The sequence below is a fragment of the Alishewanella sp. HH-ZS genome, assembly GCF_001704375.1.
Taxonomy (GTDB): Bacteria; Pseudomonadota; Gammaproteobacteria; order Enterobacterales; family Alteromonadaceae; genus Alishewanella; species Alishewanella aestuarii.
This window is the reverse complement of record NZ_LZEJ01000001.1, coordinates 133331-145227: the sequence shown is the minus strand read 5'-3', so window position 1 is coordinate 145227 and position 11897 is coordinate 133331. Positions and strand designations below refer to the sequence as shown.

10 protein-coding genes are annotated in these 11897 nt (G+C 53.9%); 4 read left to right on the top strand and 6 right to left on the bottom strand.

Going from position 1 to position 11897, the window contains the following annotated elements:
• The first annotated feature begins 16 nt into the window (after positions 1-16).
• Together hrpB and mrcB are read left to right on the top strand one after the other, a co-directional pair.
• Positions 17-2467 carry an ATP-dependent helicase HrpB gene (gene hrpB, locus A9165_RS00690; protein WP_065954572.1) on the top strand — a complete coding sequence of 817 codons (2451 nt, stop codon included), beginning with the start codon at positions 17-19 and terminating at the stop codon, positions 2465-2467.
• A complete protein-coding gene (gene mrcB, locus A9165_RS00685; protein WP_065954571.1) occupies positions 2464-4707 on the top strand; it encodes a penicillin-binding protein 1B in 2244 nt (747 codons plus the stop codon). The genes hrpB and mrcB overlap by 4 nt, the downstream gene beginning before the upstream one ends.
• A 65-nt stretch (positions 4708-4772) precedes the next feature.
• Here mrcB and hemL read toward each other — a convergent pair whose 3' ends face one another.
• From hemL to A9165_RS00665, 4 genes are all read right to left on the bottom strand, one after another.
• Positions 4773-6053, bottom strand: coding sequence for a glutamate-1-semialdehyde 2,1-aminomutase (hemL, locus tag A9165_RS00680; RefSeq protein WP_065954570.1), 1281 nt, complete (start codon positions 6051-6053; stop codon positions 4773-4775).
• An 18-nt stretch (positions 6054-6071) separates the two neighbouring features.
• Entirely contained in the window at positions 6072-7076 is a 1005-nt protein-coding gene (locus A9165_RS00675) for an aspartate carbamoyltransferase (RefSeq protein ID WP_065954569.1), read from the bottom strand.
• A 67-nt stretch (positions 7077-7143) separates the two neighbouring features.
• Positions 7144-7575 carry a CopD family protein gene (locus tag A9165_RS00670; RefSeq protein WP_065954568.1) on the bottom strand — a complete coding sequence of 144 codons (432 nt, stop codon included), beginning with the start codon at positions 7573-7575 and terminating at the stop codon, positions 7144-7146.
• On the bottom strand, positions 7572-9275 hold the full coding sequence (locus tag A9165_RS00665) for a chloride channel protein (RefSeq protein WP_065954567.1): 1704 nt from the start codon (positions 9273-9275) through the stop codon (positions 7572-7574). The genes A9165_RS00670 and A9165_RS00665 overlap by 4 nt, the downstream gene beginning before the upstream one ends.
• Positions 9276-9472: 197 nt before the next feature.
• On the opposite strand from A9165_RS00665, the gene erpA reads away from it, so the two are divergent.
• The gene (gene erpA / locus A9165_RS00660; protein WP_008607171.1) at positions 9473-9814 is read left to right on the top strand and encodes an iron-sulfur cluster insertion protein ErpA; all 342 of its coding nucleotides are present in this window, start codon (positions 9473-9475) and stop codon (positions 9812-9814) included.
• Between the two features lie 37 nt (positions 9815-9851).
• Here the strand turns inward: erpA and A9165_RS16860 are convergent, their stop codons facing one another.
• A complete protein-coding gene (locus tag A9165_RS16860; protein WP_176714582.1) occupies positions 9852-10025 on the bottom strand; it encodes a hypothetical protein in 174 nt (57 codons plus the stop codon).
• Positions 10026-10228: 203 nt separating this feature from the next.
• Between A9165_RS16860 and A9165_RS00655 the strand changes: the two genes are divergently transcribed.
• A complete protein-coding gene (locus A9165_RS00655; RefSeq protein WP_008607175.1) occupies positions 10229-10471 on the top strand; it encodes a helix-turn-helix domain-containing protein in 243 nt (80 codons plus the stop codon).
• A gap of 49 nt (positions 10472-10520) precedes the next feature.
• Here A9165_RS00655 and A9165_RS00650 read toward each other — a convergent pair whose 3' ends face one another.
• Entirely contained in the window at positions 10521-11891 is a 1371-nt protein-coding gene (locus A9165_RS00650) for an MFS transporter (RefSeq protein ID WP_065954566.1), read from the bottom strand.
• Positions 11892-11897 lie beyond the last annotated feature (6 nt).

The following is an 11897-nucleotide window of genomic DNA, read 5'->3' as shown; positions in this document are numbered from 1 at the left end:
CTGAGAGAGCTATAGCTTGTTACCTGTTGTAGAGATCCTGCCTCAGCTGTGCCAGATCCTGGCACAGCAAAACCGCGTCATCCTGTCGGCGCCACCGGGTGCCGGCAAATCGACGTATTTGCCGCTGTATCTGTTACAGCAGCCCCAGTTTGCCGGTAAGAAGATCCTGTTGCTGGAGCCGCGCCGCCTGGCGGCACGCAGCATTGCCGCCTATCTGGCACAGCAGCTGGGTGAGCCGGTCGGTAAAACAGTGGGCTATCAAATCCGTCAGGACAGTCAATTTAGCGCTACTACCCGGCTATTGATTGTGACTGAGGGCATTTTAACCCGCAAAATTCAGCAAGATCCGCTGTTATCTACGGTGGATTTCTTAATATTCGACGAATTTCACGAACGTTCGCTGCATGCCGATCTGGGATTGGCGCTGGCGTTAGAGGTGCAGCAACTGAATGAACAGTTAAAGCTGCTGGTGATGTCGGCGACGCTGGATTGTCAGGCACTGCAACAGTATTTGCAGGCGCCGTTGCTGCAAAGCGACGGTCGCAGCTACCCGGTTGAGATCCGCTATCAGCCGCCGACGCCGGTGTCGAAAGAGCCGCTGGCACTACAGGCCGCTAAGCTGGCATTGCAGGCTTATCGCCAGCACGGCGGCAATCTGCTGGTATTTTTACCGGGTCAGGCCGAAATTCAGCAGGCCGCCACTTGGTTACAGAGCCAGGGCTTGCCGCCTGAGCTGCGAGTCTGGCCCCTAATCGGTAGCCTCAGCCTGGCGCAGCAACAAGCCGCTATTGCCGCGCCACCGGCCGGCCAGCATAAAATTGTGCTGGCGACTAATCTGGCCGAAACCAGCTTAACCATTGAAGGCATTACTGTGGTGGTAGACAGTGGCCAGGCGCGCCGGGCCAGCTATCAGGCGCGTAATGGCCTGACCAAACTGGAAACCGTTGCCATTAGCCAGGCTGCAGCGGTGCAGCGCGCCGGTCGCGCCGGTCGTTTGGCAGCGGGTATTTGCTACCGGCTGGATACGCCGGAGCAATGGCAGCGCCGCCCGGCTTTCGAGCCGCCGGAGATTGAACTGGCGGAATTAACCCAGCTGCGGCTGGAGCTGGCCGTCTGGGGTTGTCAGCCAGAGGCGTTAAACTGGTTAACGGCCCCGGCCAGCGGTAATCTGGCCGCGGCGACGGCCTTATTGCAGCAACTACAGGTGCTGGATGCTAAAGGGCAGCTCACCCGCTATGGTCGTGAACTGTATCAGTTTGGTACCGACATCCGGCTGGCCAGTATGTTACAGCATGCCAGGCAGCTGGAAGAAAGCACCGCCGGTGCCGGTTGGCTGGCTGCCTTGTTAGCCGCCTTGCTGGAAGAGAGCCGGCCCGCTACGCAGGACCTGTATCAACAACTCGCAATGTTACAGCAGCGGCGGCCACCTTTTGCCAGCTTATATCCGCAGGCTGAGCACTTCGCCCGCAAGCTTGGCGTGAGCAAGCTGACGACCTTGCCACTGCAATTGCTGCCAACCTTATTGCTACGCGCCTTTCCGGATCGGCTGGCGCAGCGCCGTGGCCAGGGCTATTTGCTGGCCAATGGCTGTGGCGCAGTATTGGCGCCGGATGATCCCTTGTCGGGGCAAGCCTTGTTGGTGGTGAGCAGCAGCCGCGACTATCAGCAGCAAAACCGCATTAGTCAGGCGGTAGCGATTACGCTTGACGAAGTACTGGCGGACTGGCCTGAGTTAAGCTGGCAAGCTTACAGCGGCTGGGATGAGCAAAAGCAGGCATTTTTTAGTGAACAGCAACTGCGCTTTGGTCAGTTAGTACTGCAGCGCAAGCCGGCGCAGTTACAGCTGGACCCGCAGCTCAGACAGCAAGCCTGGCTTGACTATCTGCTGCGTAAGGGTCTGCAGTTATTGCCGTTTAACGACCATTGCCGGCAACTGCAGCAGCGGCTGGCGCTGGCGCGCACTGTGGACAGCAGCTTACCGGATCTGAGCGATGCTGCCTTACTAACGACCTTATCCGTCTGGCTGGGCCCCTACCTTGGCGAGCTGAATAAGCTGACGGAGCTACAACAACTGCCGTTATACAATTTACTGTGGCAGCAGCTGAGTTACCGGCAGCAACAGCAACTGAACGAGTGGTTACCGGAGCACTGGCAAACCCCGGCTGGCTCCAGGGTCAGTATTGATTACACCCTGCCGGGGGGAGCGGGTTTTTCAGTCAGGGTTCAGGAAATGTATGGTCAACTCGCTTCGCCGACGGTGCTGGCCGGGCAACTGGCCCTGACGCTGACGTTGCTGTCACCGGGGCGGCAGCCGCTGCAAATTACCCGGGATCTGGCGAGCTTCTGGCAACAAGCCTGGCCAGAGGTAAAAAAGGAAATGAAAGGGCGTTACCCTAAACACTATTGGCCGGACGATCCGGCGACGGCGCTGCCGACCACCAAAACTAAAAAAGCGATGCAGTTATGAGCCGAAAGCGCAGCAAAAAAGCCGTATCCAGCAGCCGTCCGGGCCGCTGGTGGCGCCTGATCTGGCAAACCAGCCTGAAACTGGCGTTGGCGCTGGTACTCGGGCTGGGCATTTATCTGATTTATCTCGACAGTAAGATCACCAGTACCTTCTCCGGCCAGAAATGGCAGATCCCGGCACAAATTTATGGCCGCAGCCTGACCCTCTACCCGGGCCTGTTTCTAACTCAGGCCAATCTGGTGCGGGAGCTGGAGCAGTTGCAGTACCGGCGCAGTGACCAGCTAACCGGTCCCGGGCAGTTTAACGTGCGTGGCGGCAGCGTTACCATATTCCGGCGCGGCTTTGTTTACCTGGAGGGCGAAGTCCCCGCTGAACAGTTTAGTGTTGAGTTTAACCGCAATGGTGTTAGCCGTATTGTGCGCCAGAATAGCGCGGTTGATTTTGCCCGGCTGGAACCGCAATTGATTGAACATCTGGTGTCGGCTGAGCAGGAGGACCGCGAGCTGGTCAGGCTGGAGCGGGTACCTGAGCTACTGAAAGAAACCTTATTGCTGGTTGAAGATCGTGATTTTTATCAGCACAGAGGCGTTTCCCCCTTATCGATAGTGCGGGCTTTCTTCGTCAATCTGAGTGCCGGGCGCACGGTGCAGGGCGGTTCTACCCTGACCCAGCAGCTGGCAAAGAATATGTATCTGACACAGGACCGTACTCTGTGGCGGAAAATCAACGAAGCCTTTATTGCGCTGGTGCTGGAATACCGCTTTAGTAAAGATCAGATCCTGGAAGCCTATCTGAACGAGATCTATCTGGGGCAAAACCATAATAATGCGATCCACGGTTTTGGTCTGGGCAGCCGGTTTTATTTTGGTAAGCCGCTGGCCGAGTTAAATCCGGAACAGTACGCCTTGCTGATCGGTATCGTCAAAGGTCCGGGTTTCTATGACCCGCGCCGCTTTCCACAGCGTGCGCAACAGCGCCGCGATCTGGTGCTGCGGCTGATGTTTGAACAACATTTGCTGGATAAAACCGCCTATGAGCGCGCCATTGCGACACCACTTAGGGTGATTGAACGCGGCCAGTTCCTGAATGCCAATTTCCCCGCTTATCTGGATGCCGTGCGCAAAGAGTTGCGGCAACTGAACCTGGATAGCCGGATGTTGCATAGCGGCATTAAAGTCTTTACCTATTTGGATCCACTGGCGCAAATTCAGGCTGAGCGCACTGTGGCCGACACGGTGCCGGCGATGAATCCGGAGCTGGAGGCCGCGATGCTGGTCGTTGATTATCAGCAAGCAGCGATTAAGGCACTGGTTGGCAGTAAAACCGCTGGTTTCGCCGGCTTTAACCGGGCACTGGATGCCCGCCGGCCGATTGGCAGCCTGGTTAAGCCACCGATTTATCTGGAGGCATTGGCACAGCGCGGTCGCTATACGCTGGGCACTATGCTGGACGATAGCCCAATCAGTCTAAGGAACAATAATCAGGATTGGCAGCCGCAAAACTTTGATAAAAAATTCCGCGGTGACGTCTCTCTGCTGCGCTCCTTGGCCGACTCGCTGAATGTGCCAACCGTGCGCCTCGGTTTGCAGCTCGGGCTGCCGAAGGTGCAGGACAGTTTGCGCCGGTTGGGGCTGGAGCGGCGGGTCAATTTGTATCCTTCAGCCTTACTGGGCGCTATTGATTTAAGCCCCTATGAAGTCACCCAGCTATACCAGACTATTGCTAACAATGGGGTGCATCAGCCATTAGCCACAGTGCTGGCACTGACCGATCAGCAAGGTAGCGCGCTCTATCAAAGGTCACAACAGCCAAGCCGGCGTTATCCAGTGGAAGATATTTATCTGCTGCACTACGCGATGATTGAATCAACCCTAACCGGCACCGCCCAGTCGCTGGCGCGTAGCTGGCCCAGACCGACCTTTGCCGGTAAAACCGGGACTTCCAGTGATTACCGCGACAGCTGGTTTGCCGGTTTTGACCAGGACACCCTGGTAACAGTATGGCTGGGCCGGGATGATAATAAGAGTACCGGCCTGACCGGTGGTACCGGCGCCTTACGCTTATTTGCCGATTATTTCCGGCAGAAAGGCAGCCAGAATCTGATCCGCTATATGCCGGAGCAGGTGGAGTGGCAGCGTTTTTCGACCAAAAGCGGTTTACCGGTGCCGGAATACTGCCCCAACAGCTGGCTGTTACCAGCCCATAAAAACTCGCTATTGGGTTTAGCGGATTGCGATTAAGCTGAGAATACCAAAACGCCAGCATAGCGCTGGCGTTTTGGTATAACCCGATTACTGTTGGCGCTTTATAATGCCGAGAAAGCGTAGTCGGCCGCAGCAATGGTTTCCTTTAAGTCTTCAGCACTGTGTGCCAGCGACAGGAAGCCAGCTTCATAGGCTGAAGGTGCCAGATAAACCCCTTGCTGTAGCATCAGATGGAAGAAGCGTTTAAAGGCATTGATATCACAGCGGGTCGCTTGCTGATAGTTACTGACCCGCCCTTCGTTGGTGAAGAACAAGCCAAACATGCCACCAACCTGGTTAAAACTGACTGGTACGCCATGTTTAGCCGCAGTCTGGCTTAAGCCTTTAATCAGTTGGGAAGTTTTCTCGGTTAATGCCTCGTACACCCCCGGCTTGCTGATCTCAGTCAGGGCCGCTAAACCCGCCGCCATTGCTATAGGGTTACCGGATAGGGTGCCGGCCTGATAGACCGGCCCTAACGGGGCCAGTTTTTGCATGATTTCCTTTTTACCACCAAAGGCGCCTACCGGCATACCGCCACCGATAATTTTACCCAGTGTGGTTAAATCCGGTGTTACGCCATAGTAAGCCTGAGCACCACCCAGCGCCACGCGGAAGCCGGTCATGACTTCGTCAAAGATCAGCACACTGCCGTACTCGTCACAGAGCGCACGCAGCCCTTCTAAAAAGCCTGGCTCAGGCGGAATACAGTTCATATTGCCGGCCACCGGCTCGACGATAATACCGGCGATCTGATTACCCTGTTCGGCAAATAACTGCTGAATTTGTGGCAGATTATTAAACTCACAGGTCAGGGTATATTTGGCAAAGTCTGCCGGTACGCCCGGTGAATTGGGTACGCCCAGCGTCAGGGCGCCAGAGCCGGCTTTGACCAGTAAGGAGTCAGCATGACCGTGATAACAGCCTTCAAATTTTACGATGGTATCGCGACCGGTATAACCGCGCGCCAGTCGGATTGCGCTCATCGTCGCTTCAGTACCCGAGCTGACCATCCGCAACATTTGCATGCTGGGTACCAGTTCAGCCACTTTTTCTGCCATGGTTACTTCCGCTGGGCAAGGCGCACCAAAACTTAAGCCATTGACGGCGGCACGGATCACCGCTTCACGGATTGCCGGGTGGTTATGTCCCAGCAGCATTGGGCCCCAGGAGCCGATATAGTCGATATAGCGTTTGCCATCGACATCAAACAGGTAGGCACCCTCGGCTTTGGCGACGAAGAAAGGCTCACCGCCAACGCTTTTAAAGGCGCGCACCGGTGAATTTACGCCACCCGGGATAGTGCGCTGCGCGCGTTGAAATAATTCAGATGATAAAGACATAACAATTCCTATAACGGCTTACTTGTTGGTGTACCAGGGCACGGTACATTCGTAATCCTGCACCAGATCCTGCACGCCCAGGGTTAAGGCAAATAACGCCATCCGCACCAGAATACCGTTATCCGCCTGGCGGAAAATGGCCAGGTTTGGATTCAGGTTCAGATCGTTGTCTAACTCGTTGGCTTCCAGCCTTGAGTCGCGCGGCAGCGGGTGCATAATCACGGTATTGGACTTACAGTGTCGGGTGTAAATTTCCTGGTTCAGCCGGAACTTGCCGCGATATTGGTTGGCCTCGGCTTTTGACGGGAAGCGCTCTTCCTGGATCCGGGTCTGATAAACGATATCGGCATTCAGATTGCCTTCCAGTTTGTCGCTAATGGTTAAGCGGTGACCGGCATTATCCAGGGCACTGACCACTTCATCCGGCATCGCCAGCTCCTGTGGCGAAATCAGGGTGATCTGCAGGTTGTTATACAGTGCCAGCAATTTAGATAACGAATGCACGGTACGGCCAAACTTCAGATCGCCGACCATCGCAATATGCATACCATCAATACTCTGGCCCGAGGCCTGTAGTTCGCGTTCAATGGTAAACAGGTCCAGCAGGGCTTGCGTGGGGTGCTCATTGGCACCGTCGCCACCATTTAATACCGGTACCCGGCTGCCCTCAGCAAATTCTGCGACAGAGCCAGCCTGAGGATGGCGCATCGCTATCACATCGCTGTAACTGCTGATCACCCGCGCGGTATCATACAAGGACTCACCTTTGGATAAGGCGGAGGACTCCATACCGGTGGTTTCACGGACTTCGCCACCCAACAGGTTAAAGGCACAACCAAAGCTGACCCGGGTGCGGGTACTGGGTTCGAAAAATAAGTTACCGAGGATGGCGCCATCCAAGACCTTGGTGCGTTTTTTCCGGCTGGCGTAGGGCGCCATCTTACGGGCGATCTGAAAAATATACTGGATATTGTCGCGGTCGAATTGTTTGACCGACAGAATATGCTGACCTTTAAAGCTCATCGGGATGCTCACTTGTCGTAGGGCGTTGCAACACGGCTGGCTGATTATACGGCAAAGCCGACTTTGGCTAAAGCGGCTTCAGTGTTGCCAGTAAAATAATCGCCAACAGCAGCAAGACCGGTAGCTCATTAAAAATACGGTAGAAGCGGGCAGAACGGCGGTTGCGGTTATGTTTAAAGTCGGCCAGTAATTTAAAGCAGTAGCCATGGTAGAGATACAGTATTGTCACCAGTAGCAGTTTGTAATGCAGCCAGCTACTTACCGCGAACCAGGCCCAGCCGTAGCTGACGATCAACAGCAAGCCAAATACCAGCGTCAGGATGGCAAAAGGTGTAACAAAGTACAGTAAGCGTCGCTCCATCACCTTAAAGGTAGCATCGCAGTCCGGGCTTTGGGTTTCGGCATGGTAGACAAACAGCCGCGGTAAATAAAAAATACCGGCAAACCAGGCCACCATAAAAAACACATGCAGGGCTTTGTAAATGAGGATTAGCGTCATATTAAATTATTCTGTTTAATCAGCAGGGCCCGCAACTGGTCCCAGCGGATAATGCCAATAGGTTCGGTCGGTTCTTGCTGGTAAATATACACCAGCCCTTCACGGCGATCTTCCAGTTCATGCAACACTTCAGCCATGGTTGCCTGATGTGACAAGCCTTTTACTGTGGCATACTGAATACTGCTGTCGCCACTGAGTGATAAGCTGACATCATATTGGGCAGTATAAAACTGCACGCTGTCACCTTCATGGCGCTTAATCAGTAACTGTTGCGGTGGCTGTAGCTGCGCCAATACCTGACGCACGCTGTGTTCATCGGGATCGGCCAGCAGCTGATAATCCTGAGTTAACACCGCCAGTACCCCGACTTTTTGCAGCACATCATCCGCCGGTGACAGCTTATAGGGCAGCTGCATAAAATCGAGCTGGGTCATAAAGATGGATCTATTATTAAAGAACTGCACTGTAGTGACATAGGCGGTAACAATCACCAACATGGCCGGCAACACGATTTGCTGGTTTGCCGCCAGCTCCATTACCGCCACCAGCGCTGCTAAAGGCGCATGCAGGGTGGCTGCCATCAAGCCAGCCATACCTAATACCGCATAGGTGCCCGAGTTACTGGTGTTATCAACCAGTACTGCCGGCACTATCGCCAGGATGGTACCCAAAACGACACCCATACCAAAGATCGGACCGATAATGCCGCCGGGTACACCCAGACCGATGGCACAGAGCGTCAGAATCATTTTGCCGGCTAATAATAGCAACAACAAATGCACTGCAGTTGGGCTGTCGATGGCAAACTGGATAGCGCCGGTTTCTGCGCCCATCGCATGGGGAATAACATAGCCAACCGCAGCGGTGATCACACCCGCCAGTGCCAGCCGCAGCAATAAGGGCCAGTTTTTGAACCATTGCAGCATCCGCATTAAATTACGGTTAAATAACCAGGCAAAGGCGCCAATCACCACACCACACAGCACCAGATAAGGAAAATGCCAGACACTAAGGCTGATAATCTCCAGCGCTGCCAGTTCTTTATCGTGGCCAAATACCAGCTGGGTCGCCATGGCACCGACGACGGAGGCCAGCATCACCGGAATAAAGACATGAATACGGTATTCACGCAGTACCACTTCCATCACAAAGATCATCGCCGCCAGCGGGGTATTAAAAGACGCCGCTATCGCGGCCGCAATGCCGCAACCGGCCAGAATGCGCACGCTGTTATAAGGCAGCTGCAGATAGCGGCCAACAGTACTGGCACCATAGGCGCCAAGATGCACCGACGGGCCTTCGCGGCCAACCGAGAAACCGCTGGCCAGTGCCAGAATGCCGCCAAAAAACTGATTCAGAGTATTGCGAAACGGCATAATGCCGTAAGCCGTTTTGATGCGGTGAATGACAAAAGGAATACCCAGCCGGTAGTGTTTATAGCCGGTTGCCAGCGCGATTAAGCCAATTAAGGTAGCGCCAATCAGCGGTAACAACCAGCGGTACTCGGCACTGATGCTGCTAAAGTCGTCGCTGTGCTGCAAAAAGAAACCCTGGATGCCGACAATGGCCAGCCGGAATAGAATAATCAGCAGCGCTGCGATCAGGCCGCCCAGCATACCCAGTAGACAAAGTTGTAACGAAGTTTGAGGAACCGCCAGCCGCCGTTGTAGGGCGGGCAGCTGCTCTTGCCAGCGCCGCATAACAAAGATTCAGTTTTTAGTTTTAGTGTCAGAAGTTTAACACAAAATTTGTCGGCTGCGTGTTCGCTATGGCTACTGAGGGAGGGCGCCTGGCTGGCAAAACCCGCGGCGCAGTTAACAGGTGAGCGCCCGGAATACTTGAATAAATTAGTCAGGTATTAGATAATCCACGCTGTTGTAACCCGGTTGGAGCCATCATGTCTGAAATGCAAATCCCGTTAGAATTTACCGATGCTGCCGCCCGCAAGGTTGCTGCTCTGGTGAGCGAAGAGGAAAATCCTGAACTGAAATTACGGGTCTATATTACCGGTGGCGGTTGCTCGGGTTTCCAGTATGGTTTTACCTTCGATGAAAAGGTAAACGAAGGCGATCTGCTGATCGAAAAGCAGGGCGTCGCCATGGTGGTTGATCCGATGAGTCTGCAGTACCTGATGGGCGGCGTGGTCGATTATACCGAAGGCTTGCAGGGCAGCCGTTTTGTTGTACAAAACCCTAACGCGACCACCACCTGTGGTTGTGGCTCTTCGTTCTCCGTTTGATGCTTAAGGCGTCAATATGCCCTTACCTGATCAACCGTTAACGGTTGGTCAGGATCAGCAAGCCCCACAAGATCAGCCCCAGTACAGCATTAAAGGCGATAATATAACTAAAGCCTTTTATGCCCTGTTTTAGCGGGATCTGATAGTGTCTGAGAAACAGGTACCAGCCCAGACACATCAGTATCGGTAATAGAAACAGCAGTCTTACCATCGGTGATCTCCTGTGCCCTTTAGATGATTTTCTGACCCCGCGGTCTGTTTTTTGTCGCGCCAAGCTGTACGCTCGTCGCAAGCTATGATATTAATTAAGACACCACACATTTTGCGGCCGGCTTAGTTCGGTCTGGAGTCAGGTGCAGGACGCAGCGATATCATAATTAAAACAAAGCGTAACACGCTGGGAGAAGAAAAAAAATGAAAGGTACAAAAAGCGTTATTTCGGATGAGAATAAAAAGTTGTGCGCCTGGCTGAAGCAACAGCGCCAACTAAAGAAACATACGATGCGCAGCTTGTCCGAGCTTCTGGGTACGCCACATTCCTTTATCGGTAAGGTGGAGAATCAGGAGCGGCGGCTGGATGTGGTGGAATTCGTGCGGTATTGTCAGGCGCTGGAAGTGGATCCGGCAGAGGGACTCAGGCAGGTTACCAGTAATTAATCTTCAGCAAAGCAACAGGCCGCATAATGCGGCCTGTTGCGTTCTTGAGCTAGGTTGAGGTTCGTTGCTGTTCACGTTGCTGTAATTTCTTGCCGACAATCAGCAATAAGCACAAGCCGGGGATCACCATCAGCGCGGTGATCACGAAGAACAGTGCCCAGTTACCCGCCAAAGCATCGACCAACTCACCACTAAAGGACGCCAGCGTGGTACGGCCAAGATTGCCTAATGACGCCAGTAAGGCGTACTGCGTAGCAGTAAAGGCGCGGCCGGTCAGCCAGGTCAGGAATGAGACAAAGGCCACTGTAGAAAACGCTGCGGTAAAGTTATCTACCAGAATAGCGGCAATAAACAGCTCCGGTTTCGGCCCTGCCAGCGCAATCCAGGCAAACATCAGATTACTGGCTGCCATCGCCACACCGCCGATAAAGAGGCCGCGGATAATACCAAAACGGATATTGATAGCACTGCCAATCAGGGTAAAACCAATAGTCGCCACCCAGCCAACCAGCTTGGAGTATTCTGCGATCTGTTCGTTGCTAAATCCCACTTCTTTATAAAACTGGATCGACATCCGGCCCAAAAAGGCTTCACCAATCTTAAATAAGAACACAAAGCTGAGGATAAGGATGGCCAGTTGCCAGCCATTACGGCGGAAAAACTCCACAAAGGGTTCAAATACCGTAACCGATAACCAGACCAGGTAGGGTTTGCCGGCAGTGCGGCCCAGCGATGCCTGATAACGCGCGGCGGCAGCTTGCTGTAACTGCTCACGTTCTGTGTTTGGTTCGCGGCTTAGCAGGGTAAAGATCATCAACAAAGCGATCAGCGCGGCCATACCCAGATAGACCGCCGGCCAGCCATACTGATCAGCATGGCTAAACGCCAGATAGCCCGGCAGTGAATAGCCGGTCCACCAGCCAATCACTCCCATCGCTGCCGCCGGTGCCACCCGAATGGTATCATCGCCAATCAGCTCAATCCGGTAGGCGTCGATCGCCACATCCTGGGTAGCAGACGCCAGGGCAATGGTCATCGCCAATAATGAGGTAAATAGCAGGCTTTCACCGGGGTTAGTGTAGGCAATAGCCAGCGTGGCTAACAACATCAGGCTTTGCATTAGCAGGATCCAGCTGCGTCTTTGTCCCAGATAGCGGCCGAGTAGCGGTAGTTTGATCCGATCCAACAGCGGCGCCCAGAGAAAATTCAGCGCATAAACCACAAAGATGGAGCCAAAGTAGCCAATAGCCGCCCTGGACAAGCCAGCGTCGTTCAGCCAGCCACTCATATTGGAGCTGATTAACACCCAGGGAAAACCGGAAGCACAGCCCATAAAAAAAATAAACAGCAGCCGGATATCCTGATAACTGGCAAGCGCCTGGCGCCAGCTTTGTGCCGCACCTTGTTGTTTTGAGAGCATAAAAAA